This is a genomic window from Pseudobutyrivibrio sp. UC1225 (genome assembly GCF_900115215.1).
In the GTDB taxonomy this organism is placed as follows: domain Bacteria; phylum Bacillota; class Clostridia; order Lachnospirales; family Lachnospiraceae; genus Pseudobutyrivibrio.
In genome coordinates this window covers 342,421-360,018 of sequence record NZ_FOVQ01000001.1, presented here as the reverse complement: position 1 = coordinate 360,018, position 17,598 = coordinate 342,421, and the positions used below count along the sequence as shown (strand labels likewise).

General features: G+C 39.0%; 14 protein-coding genes. 13 read left to right on the top strand and 1 reads right to left on the bottom strand.

Annotated features, from left to right (window positions below):
- Positions 1-13 precede the first annotated feature (13 nt).
- The 8 genes from dnaK (at position 14) to BMZ41_RS01730 (ending at position 10,889) form a co-directional block, all read left to right on the top strand.
- Positions 14-1,906, top strand: a complete 1,893-nt coding sequence (gene dnaK, locus BMZ41_RS01765) for a molecular chaperone DnaK (protein WP_090166197.1) — start codon at positions 14-16, stop codon at positions 1,904-1,906.
- A gap of 3 nt (positions 1,907-1,909) precedes the next feature.
- Complete coding sequence (dnaJ, locus tag BMZ41_RS01760; RefSeq protein WP_090526559.1) at positions 1,910-3,079, top strand: molecular chaperone DnaJ; 1,170 nt, start codon at positions 1,910-1,912, stop codon at positions 3,077-3,079.
- A gap of 164 nt (positions 3,080-3,243) precedes the next feature.
- Positions 3,244-4,737, top strand: a complete 1,494-nt coding sequence (gene galT, locus BMZ41_RS01755; RefSeq protein ID WP_090526557.1) for a UDP-glucose--hexose-1-phosphate uridylyltransferase — start codon at positions 3,244-3,246, stop codon at positions 4,735-4,737.
- A gap of 148 nt (positions 4,738-4,885) precedes the next feature.
- Complete coding sequence (locus BMZ41_RS01750; protein ID WP_090526555.1) at positions 4,886-5,581, top strand: polyphosphate polymerase domain-containing protein; 696 nt, start codon at positions 4,886-4,888, stop codon at positions 5,579-5,581.
- Positions 5,582-5,602: 21 nt separating this feature from the next.
- The gene (locus tag BMZ41_RS01745; RefSeq protein WP_090526553.1) at positions 5,603-6,292 is read left to right on the top strand and encodes a DUF4956 domain-containing protein; all 690 of its coding nucleotides are present in this window, start codon (positions 5,603-5,605) and stop codon (positions 6,290-6,292) included.
- A 1-nt stretch (position 6,293) separates the two neighbouring features.
- Positions 6,294-7,586 carry a carbohydrate-binding domain-containing protein gene (locus tag BMZ41_RS01740; protein ID WP_090526550.1) on the top strand — a complete coding sequence of 431 codons (1,293 nt, stop codon included), beginning with the start codon at positions 6,294-6,296 and terminating at the stop codon, positions 7,584-7,586.
- A 100-nt stretch (positions 7,587-7,686) separates the two neighbouring features.
- Positions 7,687-9,135, top strand: coding sequence for a glutamate--tRNA ligase (gltX, locus tag BMZ41_RS01735; protein ID WP_090526548.1), 1,449 nt, complete (start codon positions 7,687-7,689; stop codon positions 9,133-9,135).
- A gap of 56 nt (positions 9,136-9,191) precedes the next feature.
- The gene (locus tag BMZ41_RS01730; protein ID WP_090526547.1) at positions 9,192-10,889 is read left to right on the top strand and encodes an ATP-dependent helicase; all 1,698 of its coding nucleotides are present in this window, start codon (positions 9,192-9,194) and stop codon (positions 10,887-10,889) included.
- A 2-nt stretch (positions 10,890-10,891) separates the two neighbouring features.
- On the opposite strand, the gene BMZ41_RS01725 is transcribed toward BMZ41_RS01730, so the two are convergent.
- Positions 10,892-11,200: a DUF1292 domain-containing protein gene (locus BMZ41_RS01725; protein ID WP_028246912.1), complete on the bottom strand. Its 309-nt coding sequence runs from the start codon at positions 11,198-11,200 to the stop codon at positions 10,892-10,894.
- A gap of 130 nt (positions 11,201-11,330) precedes the next feature.
- Between BMZ41_RS01725 and BMZ41_RS01720 the strand changes: the two genes are divergently transcribed.
- From BMZ41_RS01720 to dprA, 5 genes are all read left to right on the top strand, one after another.
- Positions 11,331-13,184: an alpha-amylase family glycosyl hydrolase gene (locus BMZ41_RS01720; protein ID WP_090526545.1), complete on the top strand. Its 1,854-nt coding sequence runs from the start codon at positions 11,331-11,333 to the stop codon at positions 13,182-13,184.
- A 15-nt stretch (positions 13,185-13,199) separates the two neighbouring features.
- Positions 13,200-13,742: a DUF5662 family protein gene (locus BMZ41_RS01715; protein ID WP_090526543.1), complete on the top strand. Its 543-nt coding sequence runs from the start codon at positions 13,200-13,202 to the stop codon at positions 13,740-13,742.
- Positions 13,743-13,759: 17 nt separating this feature from the next.
- Positions 13,760-14,767 (top strand): tryptophan--tRNA ligase, encoded by a 1,008-nt coding sequence (gene trpS / locus BMZ41_RS01710; RefSeq protein WP_090166216.1) that lies wholly within the window; start codon positions 13,760-13,762, stop codon positions 14,765-14,767.
- 89 nt (positions 14,768-14,856) lie between these two features.
- Positions 14,857-16,386 carry a YifB family Mg chelatase-like AAA ATPase gene (locus tag BMZ41_RS01705; RefSeq protein ID WP_090526541.1) on the top strand — a complete coding sequence of 510 codons (1,530 nt, stop codon included), beginning with the start codon at positions 14,857-14,859 and terminating at the stop codon, positions 16,384-16,386.
- Position 16,387: 1 nt separating this feature from the next.
- Positions 16,388-17,485 carry a DNA-processing protein DprA gene (gene dprA / locus BMZ41_RS01700; protein ID WP_090526540.1) on the top strand — a complete coding sequence of 366 codons (1,098 nt, stop codon included), beginning with the start codon at positions 16,388-16,390 and terminating at the stop codon, positions 17,483-17,485.
- Positions 17,486-17,598: the final 113 nt, after the last annotated feature.

Below are 17,598 nucleotides of genomic sequence, written 5' to 3'. Positions count from 1 at the left end.
GAGGATATAAATCATGGGAAAGATTATTGGTATCGATTTAGGAACAACTAACAGCTGTGTTGCTGTTATGGAAGGTGGAAAGCCTACTGTTATCGCAAATACAGAGGGTGCTAGAACAACACCATCTATCGTAGCATTTACAAAGACAGGTGAGAGACTTGTTGGTGAGCCAGCAAAGCGTCAGGCTGTTACAAACGCTGAGAAGACTATCGCTTCTATCAAGAGAGATATGGGCACAGATAATGGTCGTATCATCGACGATAAGAAGTACTCTCCACAGCAGATTTCAGCTATGATTCTTCAGAAGCTTAAGAGCGATGCTGAGAGCTACTTAAATGAGAAGGTTACAGAGGCAGTTATCACTGTTCCTGCATACTTCAACGATGCTCAGCGTCAGGCTACAAAGGATGCTGGTAAGATTGCAGGTCTTGATGTAAAGCGTATCATCAACGAGCCTACAGCAGCTGCACTTGCTTATGGTCTTGATAACGAGCAGGAGCAGAAGATTATGGTATACGATCTTGGTGGTGGTACATTTGATGTATCTATCATCGAAATCGGTGATGGCGTTATTGAGGTTCTCGCTACAGCTGGTAACAACAGACTTGGTGGTGATGACTTTGATCAGAAGATTACAGATTGGATGCTTGCTGAGTTTAAGGCAGCTGAAGGCGTAGATCTTTCTACAGATAAGATGGCACTTCAGAGACTTAAGGAAGCAGCAGAGAAGGCTAAGAAGGAGCTTTCTTCAGCAACAACTACAAACATCAATCTTCCATTCATCACAGCTACAGCAGAAGGTCCAAAGCATTTTGATATGAACCTTACACGTGCTAAGTTTGATGAGCTTACACATGATTTAGTAGAGGCTACAGCAGGCCCTGTAAATCAGGCTCTTAAGGATGCAGGTCTTAATGCATCAGAGCTTTCAAAGGTACTTCTTGTTGGTGGTTCTACAAGAATCCCAGCAGTTCAGGATAAGGTAAAGGCTCTTACAGGTCACGAGCCAAGCAAGACTCTTAACCCAGATGAGTGCGTAGCTATCGGTGCTTCAATCCAGGGTGGTAAGCTCGCTGGCGATGCTGGTGCAGGCGATATCCTTCTTCTTGATGTAACACCACTTTCACTTTCTATCGAGACAATGGGTGGTATTGCTACAAGACTTATCGAGAGAAACACAACTATCCCTACAAAGAAGAGCCAGATTTTCTCTACAGCAGCTGATAATCAGACAGCAGTAGATATCAACGTAGTACAGGGTGAGCGTCAGTTCGCTAAGGATAACAAGTCACTTGGACAGTTCAGACTCGATGGTATCCCACCAGCAATGAGAGGTGTACCACAGATCGAGGTTACATTCGATATCGATGCAAACGGTATTGTAAACGTATCTGCTAAGGATCTTGGAACAGGTAAGGAGCAACACATTACAATTACAGCTGGTTCTAACATGTCTGATGATGATATCGAGAAGGCAGTTAAGGAAGCTGCTGAGTTCGAGGCTCAGGATAAGAAGCGTAAGGAAGCTGTTGATACAAGAAACGATGTTGAGAGCTTTGTATTCCAGACAAAGAAGGCTCTTGATGAGGTAGGCGACAAGATTGACGCAGCTGATAAGGCAGCAGTAGAGGCTGATATCGAAGCAGCTCAGAAGCTTCTTGATCAGTACACAACTCCAGAAGAGATGTCTGATTCACAGATTGGTGAGCTTAAGGCAGCTCAGGAGAAGCTTACAGAGTCAGCTCAGAAGGTATTCGCAAAGATGTATGAGCAGTCACAGGCAGCTCAGGGTGCAGCTGGTGCAGGCCCAGATATGAGCCAGTTCACAGGTGCAGGCGCTGGAGCAGGTGCAAACACAGGCGCAGCTAACGATGACGTTGTAGACGCTGACTTTAAGGAAGTGTAATAGATGGCAGAACAAAAACGTGATTACTATGAGGTCCTTGGTGTTTCCAAGACAGCCTCAGAAAGCGAGCTCAAAAGTGCATACAGAAAGCTTGCAAAGAAATATCACCCAGATATGAATCCAGGTGATGCTGAAGCTGAAAAGAAATTTAAGGAAGCCTCAGAAGCCTATGCGATTCTTTCTGATCCAGATAAGAGACGTCAGTACGACCAGTTTGGTCATGCAGCCTTTGAAAATGGCGGAGGCGGAGCCGGTGGTTTCGATTTCTCAGGTATGGATTTTGGCGATATTTTTGGCGATATTTTCGGAAGCTTCTTTGGTGGCGGCGGAAGAAGTGCATCTAATGGTCCTATGCGTGGTGCAAACCTTCGTGCAGCTGTTCACATCACATTTGAAGAGGCAGCCTTTGGTTGCGAGAAGCAGATAGAGATTACACTTAAGGAAGAGTGTGCCGCATGCCACGGTTCAGGTGCAAAGCCTGGTACAAGCAAGCGCACATGTACTAAGTGTGGCGGTAAGGGACGTGTAATGGTTACACAGCAGTCCCTCTTTGGAATGGTTCAGAACGTTACTACTTGTCCAGATTGTCATGGTACAGGTGAAGTTATTGATACTCCATGTCCAGATTGTAACGGTACAGGTTATGTATCTCGCAGAAAGAAGATTGCTGTATCTATTCCTGCAGGTATTGATAATGGTCAAAGCGTACGCATTCGTGAAAAGGGTGAGCCAGGAAGAAATGGTGGTCCTAGAGGCGATTTACTTGTAGAGGTTATCGTTTCCAGTCATCCTACATTCCATCGTCGTGATTATGATATTTATTCAGAGGCTCCAATTTCATTTGCTCAGGCAGCACTTGGTGGAGAGGTTATCATCGAGACGCTTGATGGAAAGGTTTCATACGAGGTTAAGCCTGGTACTCAGACAAATACTCAGATTCGCTTAAAGGGAAAAGGAATCCCATCACTTAGAAATAAAGCAGTGAGAGGTGACCATTACGTTACACTTGTTGTTCAGGTTCCTACATCTCTTTCTAAGGACGCAAAGGATGCACTTAGAAAGTTTGATGAGCTTACAGGAAACACTACAACAGGTGGTCCTAAGACTGTTAAGACAGAAAAGAAACGCAAGGGATTTGCTGATAAGATTAAAGATGCAATAGATGATCTATAAAATATTTGGCTAGTAGTCTACACAGACTACTAGCTTTTTTAATAGTCGAATTTGCAAGAATTTTGGTGGTTAAGCTTGATTATGAAAACTGAAATATTATAAAATAGTTTCCATAGGGGAATGAATAATTTGAAATATAATAATTGAATTAACCGGAGGGGATTATGATTCAGGAAAGTATTAAAAAATTAGTTCAGTATGGAATTAATAAGGGGCTTACACCTGAATGTGAGCGTATCTATACTACAAATCTTTTATTAGAATGTCTGAAGGAAGATGAGTATACTGACCCAGATTGTGATTTATCAGACATTGTTCTTGAGGAGGTTCTTGCAGATCTTTTGGAGGAAGCAGTTAAGAGCGGTATCATAGAAGACTCTATTACATATAGAGATTTATTTGATACAAAGCTGATGAACTGCCTTTGCCCAAGACCATCACAGGTTATTAACGAGTTTAATAGTATTTATAAGAATAAAGGCGCTAAAGATGCTACTGATTATTTCTATAATCTTAGTAAAGCATCGGATTATATTCGCACATACAGAGTAAAGAAGGATTTGAAATGGACCACTGAGACTGATTACGGTACATTGGATATCACTATCAATCTTTCTAAGCCAGAAAAGGATCCTAAGGCTATTGCTGCTGCAAAGAATGCAAAGCAGTCTGCTTATCCAAAGTGTCAGCTTTGTATGGAAAATGAGGGCTATGCAGGTCGTGCAAATCATCCTGCACGTGAGAATCACAGAATTATTCCTATCACTATCAACGATAGCAAGTGGGGATTCCAGTACAGCCCATACGTATATTATAACGAGCATTGTATCGTTTTTAATGGAGAACATACTCCAATGAAAATCGAGCGTGCCACATTTGTAAAGCTGTTTGATTTTGTAAAGCTTTTCCCACATTATTTCCTTGGAAGTAATGCAGACCTTCCTATTGTAGGCGGTTCAATTCTTAGCCATGATCATTTCCAGGGCGGATGCTATACATTTGCTATGGAGAAGGCACCTATCATTAAGGAATTCTCTGTAAATGGATATGAAGATGTTAAGGCAGGCATTGTTAAATGGCCGCTATCAGTAATTCGTCTTCAGTGCGAGGATGAAAAGAGAATTATTGATTTAGCTGAACATATTCTTAATGCTTGGCGGGGCTACACAGATGAAGCAGCATTTATCTTTGCTGAGACAGATGGAGAGAAGCACAATACTATTACACCTATTGCAAGAAAGCGTGGAGATTTATTTGAGCTTGATTTAGCTCTTAGAAATAATATCACTACCGAGGAGCATCCTCTTGGTGTTTATCATCCACATGCTCACCTTCATCATATAAAGAAGGAGAATATCGGACTTATTGAGGTAATGGGACTTGCAGTTCTTCCTAGTCGTCTCAAGGGTGAGATGGAACAGCTTGCGGATTACATTGTTAATGGCAAGGACCTTAGAAGCAATGAGGTACTTGAAAAGCATGCTGATTGGGTAGAAGAGTTCTCTAAGAATTATGAACACATAGCTGCTAGCAATGTAAAAGAAATCCTTGAACAGGAAATTGGTAAGGTCTTCTGTGAAGTACTAGAGTGCGCAGGTGTATACAAGTGCAATGAAGAAGGACTTGCAGCATTTATGAGATTTGTTGATACATTATAATATTGTTTTTTAGCTCTTTGATGGGAGACCATCAAGGAGCTTTTTTCATTTAATCTTTTTTTGAAATTCATTTTACCTTCACTTAACAATCACTTTCCCCCATTAGATTATAGCCATAGCAACAAATCACACAGAAAGGAACCAAAGCATGGCTGAGATTCAAAAAGTATTTAACAGATACGAAAAGAAATTTCTACTAGATGAAAATACTTATCTTAAATTTAAGAAAGATTTGGATGAATATATGGAGGAAGATAATTACGGAATCCATACCATTAGGAATATATATTACGATACTCCAACAGATGAACTGATTAGAACATCAATTGAGGGACCTAAGTACAAAGAGAAATTTAGAGTTCGCTGTTACGGAAAGCCATCCTACGATAGTATGTGTTTTCTGGAAATAAAGAAAAAATACAAGGGTCTGGTTAATAAGAGGCGAGTAGCAATTCCAATGGAAGAAGCTGAAAGCTACCTGATTGATGGAGTTTTACCAACGAATCCAAATCAGATTTTTAGAGAGATAGATTATTTCTTTAGTCATTATCCTCTAGAACCTAAAAGATACATAGCTTATGACAGACTGGCATTATTTGGAAAAGAGGATTCAGAATTTCGAGTTACTTTTGATATGAACATTAGAAGCAGGGATTACAACCTGACCTTGTACAGTGATGAAGATAATGAATATTTGCTAGAACCGGGGCAGAGATTAATGGAAGTAAAAATATCTGATGCAATGCCACTTTGGTTTGCCAGACTACTATCAAAGTATCAGATATATCCAACATCATTTTCAAAATATGGAAATTTTTATAAGAAGCAATTAAAGGAAGCGTAAGAAAAGGAGTAAATTTAAAATATGGAATCGATTTTGTCAGCAATTCAAAGTACAAATGTGGAGACAACATTTACAATCGCAGACGCATTAATGGATGCAGGTCTTGCGGCAATTTTAGGACTTATTATTTCATTTACGTATATTAAAACAGGAAAGAACTCAAAGAATTTTGCAAGAACACTTATTATTTTACCTAGTTTGGTTTGCCTTGTAATGTTGGCAGTTAATGGAAACTTCGGAACAAGTCTTGCAGTTGTTGGAGCCTTTTCACTGGTTCGATTTAGATCACTTCAGGGAAGCTCCCGGGACATAGGGTTCATTTTCTTTACAATGACAGTAGGTATTATTTGTGCAATTGGAGAATTGCCGCTGGCACTTTTGGTAACAGCATTTATTTGTGCAATTCATATGGTTCTTTTCTATACAAACTTTGCGGCAAATGATGTGGATGAAAAGGACCTTAGGGTAACAATTCCAGAAAATCTTGATTATAGCGATATATTCGATGATATTTTTGAGAGATATACAAAGAGCTATAAGCAGGTAGCAGTAAAGACTACAAATATGGGCTCTATGTATGAAATCAATTATAGGGTAAAATTAAATGATGAAAAGCAGGAAAAATCATTCATCGATGAAATCCGAATGAGAAACGGAAATCTTACAGTTGTATGTGGTCGTTGTGATATGAACGAAGCAGAGGAATTATAATATGAAAAATAAAATTGTAATTAGTATTTTAGGTTTATTACTTGTTGGTTCTCTGGTTGGCTGCAGTATTAATAAAACTAATACAGCTACTTCAGCAAAATCAGAGGAACAGACAGAAACTACAGTCACCACAGAAGAGGTATCTTCGGATACAGCTTATAGTGATGCTGCATCTGCATCAGCTGCTTATAAGGAACTGACTATTAAAACCGATTGGGATAGTAAAGCTACTGTTACATTTTCATCTGAAGGAATGACTATAGATGGAAGTGGATGCTCTAATGAGGATGGTGTTTTATATATCACAGAGGGCGGTGCCTACACACTGACAGGCGCTAGTGAAAATGCATCCATTCTTATAAATACAGATGAAAATGTAAAGCTGATACTCAATGGTGTTGAATTAAAGAGTGCAAAAGGCCCAGTGATTTATGGCCAGCAGGTTAAAAATCTGTATATAGAAACAGCAGCTGGCACTACAAATTCCATAGAGGATGCCTCTGAATACGAAACAGATTCTGAGGGAAACGATATTGGTAAAGCTGCTATTTCTTGCAACGATGATTTAATCTTTTTAGGAGAGGGAACTCTTAATGTAACAGGAAATTATAAGCATAGCATTGCCTGCGATGACAAGCTTTATATAGAATCTGGAACAATCAATGTCGTTTCAAATGTGAAGGATGGAATTCGTGCCAATGACCTTTTGAGCATAGACGGAGGAACTGTTAACGTCACTAGTGAAAACGAGGGTATCGAGTCAAAGAGCTTGATATTCATAAATGGAGGCGATTTAACTGTAGATTCTGTAGATGATGGTATTAACGCCAGCTGCTATATAGAAATCAATGGAGGAACAGTTACTGTTAAAAGCACTAATAATGATGCTATAGATAGTAACGGCGGTTTTGATGGTTGCCTTACCATAAATGATGGCGTTGTTAATGCTACTGGAGCTGGAATGCCTGATGGCGCCTTAGATGCAGATGAATCTTCTGTAATCATTAATGGAGGAAAAGTGACAGCTACAGGCGGTTGCAATAGTCCAATCATCGAAAACGGTGGAGATAATATTATAACTGGCGAGACATTCTCAGGCGGAGGAATGGGTGGCCAAGGTGGACCAGGTGGTCAGAAAGGTCAGGGCGGCCCAGGACAGAAGGGGGGTTTTGATCCTAATAACCTTCCAGAGGATTTTGATCCTGAGAACAGACCAGAGCCACCAGAAAATGGTGAAAAAACAGAAGCGCCAGAAGGTGGCACTGATAACGAACAGAATGATGATTCATTATAAGAATCAACTACTTGAAAAAAATAGAAATTGGTATAAAATAATTAAGGACTGCGGATTTTTGCAGTCCTTAGTTTATTTTTGATATTGAGAGGAAATATAAATGAGTAAAGTAAGAACACGTTTCGCACCATCACCAACTGGTCGTATGCACGTTGGTAATCTTCGTACAGCTCTTTATGCATATTTAGTAGCAAAGCACGAGGGAGGAGATTTCCTTCTTAGAATAGAAGATACAGATCAGGAGCGTCTTGTAGAGGGCGCTGTTGATATTATCTACAGAACACTTGCAGCTACAGGCCTTATCCACGACGAAGGTCCTGATAAGGACAAGGGTGTTGGCCCATACGTTCAGTCAGAACGTCAGGCAGCTGGTATCTACCTTGAGTACGCAAAGCAGCTTATCGAAAAAGGAGAAGCATATTACTGCTTCTGTGATGATGAGCGTCTTGCAGAGTGCAAGCAGGTTATCGGAGATAAGGAGATTCACATTTATGATAAGCACTGCCTTGGTCTTTCAAAGGAGGAGGTAGAGGCTAATCTTGCAGCTGGAAAGCCTTATGTTATTCGTCAGAACAATCCTCGTACAGGTACAACTACATTTGTAGATGAGCTTTACGGAGAGATTACAGTAGATAATGCAGAGCTTGATGATATGATTCTTATCAAGTCTGATGGATATCCTACATACAACTTTGCTAACGTAGTAGATGATCACCTTATGGGCATCACACACGTTGTTCGTGGTAATGAGTATATTTCATCATCACCTAAGTACAATCGTCTCTATGAGGCTTTTGGATGGGAAGTACCTAAGTACATTCACTGTCCACTTATTACAAATGAGGAGCACCAGAAGCTTTCTAAGCGTTCAGGTCACTCTTCTTACGAAGACCTTATCGAGCAGGGCTTCCTTACAGAGGCAGTTGTCAACTTCGTAGCTCTCCTTGGATGGTCTCCAGAGAATGATAACGAGATATTCTCACTTGAGGAGCTTGTAAAGGAGTTCGATTATCATCGTATTTCAAAGTCACCTGCAGTATTCGACATCACAAAGCTTAAGTGGATGAATGGCGAGTACATGAAGGCTATGGACTTTGATAAGTTCTACGAGATGGCCGAGCCATACCTCAAGGAATACATTAAGGGCGATTACGACCTTAAGAAGATTGCAAAGATGGTTCAGACTCGTATTGAGGTATTCCCAGACATCAAGGATCACGTTGATTTCTTTGATGCTGTTCCAGAGTATGACAGTGCAATGTATACTCACAAGAAGATGAAGACAAACGAAGAGTCATCACTTGCTGTTCTTAAGGAGCTTTTACCAGTTCTTGAGGCTCAGGATGATTATTCTAATGATGCTCTTTACGCACTTCTTTCAGGATTTGCTACAGAGCACGAATATAAAAATGGATACGTTCTCTGGCCAGTACGTACAGCTGTTTCAGGTAAGCAGATGACTCCTGGCGGTGCAACAGAGTTGATGGAGATTCTTGGTAAGGAAGAATCTATCAAGCGTATCAAGGCAGCTATTGAAAAGTTGTCATAATAGGGTTCAAATTTAATTAGTTGGTTGATCTTGAATATTGGGCATAGAGGAGTTTTATGAATCTTAATGCCACACAAAGGCAGGCTGTTCTCCATAAGGAAGGACCCTGCCTTGTTATAGCAGGCCCAGGTAGCGGTAAAACCGCCGTTTTGACACAAAGGGTGAGAGAGCTTATTAATTCAGGTATACCAGCAGAACAGGTTTTGGTAATTACTTTTACCAAAGCTGCAGCGATAGAAATGAAGGAACGTTTCGAAGGTTTATCAGAGGAGAAAGCTCCCGTGACCTTTGGAACGTTCCATTCTTTATTTTGGGGAATAATACAAAAGGAACTTGGATATAAAAATTCTGACATAATAATGGGCCAGATGCGGGAAAGAATTTGGAGGGAAGCTCTTCATTTTGCAAAAGACGACGAGAAGGAGGCCAAGAAGAAGTATCAGCAGCTTAAGGATAAATATCATGTGGTAGATTTTGACGATATGCTTACAAAAGCCTACAAGTTATTCATTCTAAAGCCTGAGGTTTTGAAAAAATGGCAAAGCAGATTTTCTTATTTCCTTGTAGATGAGATGCAGGATATGAATGACCTTCAGTTTAAGCTTATTACCATGTTATCTGCCAGGACTAATAATTTATTCTGTGTAGGTGATGATGACCAGTCAATTTATGGTTTTAGAGGTGCTAATCCTAAAATTATGCAGGATTTTATGGAAATATATCCCAAGGCCCAGAAGATTATTCTTGATTATAACTATAGAAATCCAGTCAACCTTGTGGAAGCTGCAGGAAGGTTAATTAGCGTTAACAAAAACAGATTTAGTAAGGATATCAAAAGCACTGCACCTGAAGGGAATATATTGGTGGAAGAGCATTTTTCACCCGAGGAGGAAGCCAAAGCTATTATTGAACAGCTTATAAGCCTTAAAGATACGGGATACGACTATGATAAAATTGCTATCTTGTATCGTAATCATTCTGATGCCAGATATGTGGTGGATAAGCTTGTGAACGCCAGTATACCTTTTTATCTTAAGGAGCAGATGCCTAATATATATTCGCACTTTATCATTAATGATATAGAGACATATTTTCAAATTTCTATAGGGAATATCACTAAAGCACGAATACTTGGTATACTAAATCGACCTAACAGATTTCTTCACAGGCAGTCCTTGGAAAAAGGGTCTTCTAAGAAGGCAATGTTGGATTTTTACCGTACAAGTCCATATAATTACAGAACTGTAGAAGCTTTATGGACTGATATTGAGCTTATATCAAAAATGTCCCCAGTAGCCGCCATTAGTTACATTAGAAAGGCTATGGGCTATGATACTTTTTTGGTAGAAGAAGCTGTTAAAAAACAGGTAGAGGTGGCAGAGTATTACGAGATTTTGGATTTCCTGACGGAGGTTTTTAGGGAAAGCAGGACAATACGACAGGCTATAGATAAGCTTAATATACTCAGGCTGAAAATAGATTACGAGAATAAAAATATGAATGTCGATAAAACTGGAAAGGTAGGGTTATATACACTTCATTCCAGTAAGGGTCTTGAGTTTGAAAACGTTTTTATAATTTCTGCAAATGATGGGATTATCCCTTCCAATAAAGTGGAGAGTCGAGAGGATATGGAAGGAGAGAGGCGTCTATTTTATGTAGGGATTACCCGTAGTAAAAAGAACCTTTATATATCATATACAAATAAAAAAAATCGGGACAAGTCCCGATTTTTAGATGAAATGAAGTTGTGATATTACTCACCGAAATCCTCATCACAGATTTCATCGAAGCGCTTTGAAACAGCTTCGTATTCTTCATCAGATTCAATGTTGTCAAGGGATGGAGCACCTGTCTCATCTTCGAAATAGCGATAGATGAACACTTCTCCGTCCTCGTTTGGCTCACCATTCTTATCAAGTGGAAGCAATACGATATAATCCTGATCATTAACATCAAATATTGTAAGGATTTCACATGTAACCTCTGAACCGTCATCTAAATTCAAAGTAACTACTACATCATCATCCTCGTTATCAACTGGGAAAACCTGATTCTCGTCCATCTTATACTCCTTTTAAGATAATATTTGTTTAAGAACTGCCCTTATGATATAATTCATCAATGGCGATGTCTAGTAATTTTTGATATTTCAGCCAATAATTACACAACATGCAAGAAAATGGGGCTTAATCATGAACATTTCAAGAGGAGATTTTGGGGAATATGGTCCACGAATTAGTGGAAGAGATGCAGTTACCTTCACATTTGCTGTGAAGCCTTCTGCGGAGAAAATCTCCATCATTTTATTCGATAAATCCACATATAAACAATTATCTTTAATAGAGCTTTCTAAGGATTATGCTGTTGGTGCTGTATATTCAGTACTGGTAACAGGTATTAATCCTGATGAGATATGTTATCTTCTGAAGGAAGATAAAAAAGCTTACGTCGATCCATATGCTACAGCTATTGTTGGGCGTGACCTATGGGCTGATGTTACAGGTAGAGAAAAGCATCAGTTCAAAGTTTATTCTGGTATTTCCCATATCGAAAAGGATTGGAAGGACACAAAAGTTCAGATTGAGCCTACTGATATGGTTTTATATAAGCTTCATTTAAGAGGCTTTACCGCTGGTTTTAATATGTCAGAATCTAAGGTGGGTACCTACAAAGGCTTGACATCTAAGATTTCTTATCTTAAAAAGCTTGGTATTACGAGCGTTGAAATCATGCCTCTGTATGATTTTGAGGAATTATTCCTAGAGACAAAGGGCGTCATTTCTCCAAAGGGAAAAATGACAGATGTATTAGAATACACAGGAAAGACTAATTACTGGGGCTTTGGCTTAGCTAATTATTTTGCACCTAAGGCATCATATTTTGGTGGTGCAGGCAAAGCCTGTGACTCTATGAGAAATCTGATTAGTACACTGCATGCCAATGGCATGGAAGCTATTATGGAGTTCTCCTTTGCTCTTGAGGTTAGTCCACAGGTATATATCGATTGCTTAAAGTACTATGTAAAATATTTCCATATAGATGGCTTCCATATTGTTGGCTGTAATGCACCTATTGAGCGTATTGCTGCAGAGCCATTTTTGGCAGAAACAAAAATCTTTTATGAATACATTCCAGAGGAGATTCTTTGTCAGGAGTCAGGTAAGAAGCATTTGTTTATCTACAATGATTCCTTTATGAACGTCACAAGACAGATTCAGAATCATATGAATGGAAGTATGGTTCAGTTTGCAAATCATATGCGTAGACAGAATGGCTCATATGGTTTTGTGAATTATATGGCTAATGTTAATGGTTTTTCCCTTTGGGATTCTTACTCTTACGGTGAGAAGCACAACATGGGTAACGGTGAAGAAAACCGTGATGGTACCAATAATAATTATTCCTTTAATTACGGTATTGAGGGAAAGACCACTAATAAAATAATTAATGCAAATCGTTTTAGAGAAATGAGAAATGCTTTTACAGCTCTTTTCATGTCTCAAAGCGTTCCACTTATTGTTGCTGCAGATGAAACGGCAGCTACACATGAGGGTAATAACAACCCATATTGTCAGGATAACAAGATTGGCTACACTATGTTTGCCAAGAACAAATCCAAGAACACTTTGCAAACATTCGTTATGGAACTTGTAGCTTTTAGAAAGCATCACAAGTGTCTTAGAGGCGAAACTCCATTTTACATGAATGATTACAAACATCTTGGTCTTCCTGATATGTCGTTTCACGGCTCAGAACCTTGGATGATGAGCATTGGCGAAGAGCAGAAGGCTCTTGGCGTTCTTTATAATGGCGCTTATGCTAACGAAAAGGAAGATGTTTTTGTATGCTATAACTTCCACTATGACAGTGTTGATATGGCACTTCCTCTTTTAGCGCCAGGAAAGCGATGGCGCCTTTGCTTTAATACGGCTGAGTTTGATGATAAGAGTGATTTTTCACCTAAACCAATTCATGATCAGCAATCAATAAAAGTACCTGGTAATTCCATTACAGTTCTTGTTGGAATGAAGCCAGAAAAGAAATAAGGCTAGGAGTTTTTCATGAAGGCTTGGGAACATTTTAAAACAATTACTCATCATAGACATTTAGTTATGAAGGGGTGCTTTGCTGTAGGTTTATACAAGCAGGGGCTTCTACATGATTTATCTAAATATTCATGGACAGAATTTTCTGTTGGCGCTAAATACTATCAGGGCTTCAAAAGTCCTAATAATGCTGAGAGAGAAGCTACAGGAGTATCTCTGGCATGGCTTCATCACAAAGGCCGCAATAAACATCATCTAGAATACTGGATTGATTACGGTATAGGTGAAGGTGAACACGGTTGTATGACTGGAATGGAAATGCCAGTTAAATATGTAGTTGAAATGTATTGTGACAGAGTTGCTGCCTGCAAGACTTATCAGAAGGATGCATACACAAACAGAAGTGCCCTCGAATACTATGAAAAAGGTAAAGGAAAGTACATGATGCATGCTAATACTGCAAAGCTGTTGGAGAATATGCTTACTTATCTTGCAGAACACGGCGAGGCAGCTACTAACGACTACATCAGACGAGAAATATTAAAGAATAAAAAGTAATTTCGGAGATAATAATTATGGAAAAAGAGAAAAAAGTATTATATTCAGGAATGCAGGCTACAGGCAAGCTTACTATTGGCAATTATATTGGAGCCCTTAAAAACTGGGTTAATTTACATGAAGAGTACGACTGTTTCTTTGGTGTAATGGATTTACATTCACTTACAGTTAGACAGAATCCTACAGAATTCAGACAGAATGCCAGACGTATCTATACACAGTACGTGGCAGCAGGTCTTGATCCTAAGAAAAACTGCATCTATTTCCAGTCACATGTACCAGCTCATGCTGAGCTTGGATGGGTTCTTGATTGCTTCACTTACATGGGTGAGCTCAACCGCATGACTCAGTTCAAGGATAAGTCTGCAAAGCACGCTGACAATATTAATGCAGGTTTATTTACATATCCAGCCCTTATGGCTGCTGATATCCTTTTATATCAGGCAGACCTTGTTCCAATTGGAGCTGATCAGAAGCAGCACCTTGAGATTTGTCGTGATGTTGCAGAAAGATTTAATAACATTTATGGTGATGTATTTACCATCCCAGAGGGTTACTTCCCAAAGACTGGAGCAAGAATCATGTCACTCGCTGAGCCTACAAAGAAGATGTCTAAGTCTGATGAGAACACAAATGCAACCATCTACCTTGTAGATGACAGAGATACAATTATCCGTAAGTTCAAGAAGGCTGTTACAGATTCTGATGCAGAGGTTCGTTATGATACAGAAAACAAGCCAGGCGTTTCAAATCTTATGGAAATCTATGGCGTTGTTACAGGCAAGACTATGGATGAGATTGCCAAAGAGTTCGAGGGCAAGGGCTATGGCGACTTTAAGCTTGCTGTTGGTGAGTCAGTAGCAGATATGCTTGATCCATTCCACCAGCGTTGTGCTGAGTTAGAAAAAGACAAGACATTTATTGACGAATGCATTAAGGAGAACGCTGAAAAGGCTTCTTATTTTGCAAATAAGACTCTTCGTAAGGTTCATAAGAAACTTGGACTTACAGAAAGAATCCGATAGTTATAAAAGAATTGATTTGAAGACAGGAGTGTGCTAATATAACTCCTGTCTTTTTTCTATCATCTAAACATAATCCCACAGGAGATTAATTGTATAGTATTGTAAAAACCGCTACCATTTTTGGTATCGATTCTAAAATTATATCTGTTGAAGCAGATATATCTGAGGGTATGCCTATGTTTGATATGGTTGGCTACCTTTCCTCGGAGGTGAAAGAGGCGAGAGAGCGTGTAAGGGCAGCCTTAAAAAATGAAGGTTACACGTTGCCTATTAAAAGAATCACCGTTAATTTATCACCAGCAAGTATTAGAAAAACAGGAGCAGGTTTTGATTTACCTATCGCAGTTGCCATATTATCGGCTATAGGCATAATTAATTGCGAAAGGCTAGAGAATATATGCATATGTGGAGAAATCGCCTTAGACGGCAAAATACAGCCTGTAAATGGTGTGTTATCCATGGTGATCGAAGCAAAAAGAAACAATTTGGATATTGTTATTGTTCCTGAAGAGAATTTGATGGAAGCAAGACTGGTTCCAGATATCATCACAATCGGTGTAAAACAGCTGCGAGATGTTATTAATTTATTGAATCAGAATGAATTCTATATGGAGGAACTTAGTTTTGAATTTCCACAAAAGCTTCAAGAGGAAGCCTTTGATTTTTCGATGATTAATGGACAGCAGGCTCTAAGACGTGCCTGTGAGGTGGCTATTTCTGGAATGCATAACCTTCTTATGGTTGGGCCTCCAGGGGCAGGAAAATCCATGATTTCAAAATGTATTCCCACAATTCTTCCAACAATGGATGCTGAGGAGCAAATGGAGTTGTCAAAGATTTATTCTGTTTCAGGGATGTTTGATGAACGCCTTGGATTAATAAAAAACAGACCTTTTAGAAGTCCTCATCACACTATTTCAGCTCAGGGCTTGGTGGGGGGAGGACATATTCCAAAGCCAGGGGAAATATCACTGGCCCATGGTGGAGTTCTCTTTTTAGATGAGCTTACAGAATTTAGTAAGTCCACGCTTGAGATACTCAGACAGCCATTAGAGGATAAAAAGGTTAATATAGCAAGAGCCCAGGGAAGCTTTACCTTCCCTGCAGATTTTGTGCTGGTAGCAGCCATGAATCCATGTTCCTGCGGTTATTATCCTGATTTGAATCGATGCCATTGTACGAGAATGTCTATTCAACGATATTTAAATAAGGTTTCTCAACCACTTCTGGATAGGATAGATATTTGCGCTGAGGCGCCTACTTTGAATTTTGGAATGTTAAATAACAAGCAGGATAATGAATCTTCTGCAGATATAAGGACTCGTGTAATTAAAGCTCATGAAATTCAAAAGAATAGATATGCTGACTATGGATTTAGATTTAACAGTCAGATTCCAAGCAATTTGATTGAGAAGTTTTGTCAGCTGGATGAAGAAGAACTAAATTACATGGAAGCTATGTATGAAAAGTATTCATTGACTGCAAGAACTTATCATAAAGTCCTTAAGGTGGCCAGAACAATTGCTGATATGGCAGGAAGTGAACAAATTAAACTTATTCACCTTCAAGAGGCTATCTTGTATCGAGGATTAGATAAGAAATATTGGGAGGAGGGTTAGTATGAATGAGATAGTTTACCAGTACTGGTTTCTTTCTAATGAGGATATTTCTTACAGCAAGAAAGTAAAGCTAATTGATTATTTTTATGATTCCTATAATCTTTATACGTCGCAAAAATCAGCGCTACTTAACAGTGGTTTGCTTGATGAAAAAACAATAGATAAATTCCTGTTTAACAGGTCCAAATATGATTTGCAAAAGGAATATGAAAAATTTACTCACACACCTTTTTCATTTTCTACTGTTGAAGGAAAAGCTTTTCCAGAAAAACTAATGAATATTTACGATACACCTTATGGTTTTTATTATCTTGGTAACCTTCCTGATTTTAGTAACTGTGTTTCTATTGTTGGGGCAAGACGTTGTAGTGCCTATGGCAAAAAAATAGCTCACGAACTGGGAAGAGAGTTGGGAAAAGCTGGCTTTACTGTAATTAGCGGAATGGCAAGGGGCGTTGATTCATATGGGCATAAGGGGTGTCTAGAGGGGGGAGGTAATACCGTTGCAGTGCTTGGCTGTGGCTGTGATGTTATTTATCCTCCTGAGAATCATTTATTATATGAAGAGATAGCAAAAAATGGAGCTGTCCTTTCGGAATATCAGCTGGGGACAAATCCTGTAGCTATGAATTTCCCTAGAAGAAACCGTATAGTTTCAGCCTTATCAAATATCGTGATTGTAGTAGAAGCAAGGGAAAAGTCAGGATCTTTGATAACCGCTGATTTTGCTCTTGAACAGGGAAAAGATATTTATGTTGTCCCGGGCAGGGTTGGAGATTCATTATCTTCAGGATGTAATAAACTTATATCGCAAGGCGCAGGTGTTATTTGGGACATTAATCAGTTTATTAATGAAATTTCTGATTTATGCGGTAAAACACCTGAGAATATTGTAGTGAAGAAAAAGAAGAGCATGATGGATTTAGAGCCAGAACTTCTTCAGGTATACAATTATTTTGATTTATATCCCAAGAGCTTATCTACAGTTTTAGAGGAATCTGGAATGGATTATCTTCAGCTTTTATCGCAGGTTTTAGCCTTAGAACGCAAAGGCCTGCTAGCAGAGGCCTTCAAAAATAATTATATAAAACAAGGGTAATTTGGTATCGGTTTTTGTAACGAAGATTTGAATGTTCTGTCAATAATTAAAGTTTTTCTTGAAAATAGAAATTTAATGTTGTATAGTGAGTAACGTTTCAATATAATATTGGA

Coding starts and splice junctions, on each gene's coding strand:
- gltX (WP_090526548.1), top strand. CDS start 7,687: ATGAGTAAAGTAAGAACACGTTTCGCACCATCACCAACTGGTCGTATG.
- galT (WP_090526557.1), top strand. CDS start 3,244: ATGATTCAGGAAAGTATTAAAAAATTAGTTCAGTATGGAATTAATAAG.
- dprA (WP_090526540.1), top strand. CDS start 16,388: ATGAATGAGATAGTTTACCAGTACTGGTTTCTTTCTAATGAGGATATT.
- BMZ41_RS01715 (WP_090526543.1), top strand. CDS start 13,200: ATGAAGGCTTGGGAACATTTTAAAACAATTACTCATCATAGACATTTA.
- dnaK (WP_090166197.1), top strand. CDS start 14: ATGGGAAAGATTATTGGTATCGATTTAGGAACAACTAACAGCTGTGTT.
- BMZ41_RS01730 (WP_090526547.1), top strand. CDS start 9,192: ATGAATCTTAATGCCACACAAAGGCAGGCTGTTCTCCATAAGGAAGGA.
- BMZ41_RS01740 (WP_090526550.1), top strand. CDS start 6,294: ATGAAAAATAAAATTGTAATTAGTATTTTAGGTTTATTACTTGTTGGT.
- trpS (WP_090166216.1), top strand. CDS start 13,760: ATGGAAAAAGAGAAAAAAGTATTATATTCAGGAATGCAGGCTACAGGC.
- dnaJ (WP_090526559.1), top strand. CDS start 1,910: ATGGCAGAACAAAAACGTGATTACTATGAGGTCCTTGGTGTTTCCAAG.
- BMZ41_RS01720 (WP_090526545.1), top strand. CDS start 11,331: ATGAACATTTCAAGAGGAGATTTTGGGGAATATGGTCCACGAATTAGT.
- BMZ41_RS01725 (WP_028246912.1), bottom strand. CDS start 11,200: ATGGACGAGAATCAGGTTTTCCCAGTTGATAACGAGGATGATGATGTA.
- BMZ41_RS01745 (WP_090526553.1), top strand. CDS start 5,603: ATGGAATCGATTTTGTCAGCAATTCAAAGTACAAATGTGGAGACAACA.
- BMZ41_RS01750 (WP_090526555.1), top strand. CDS start 4,886: ATGGCTGAGATTCAAAAAGTATTTAACAGATACGAAAAGAAATTTCTA.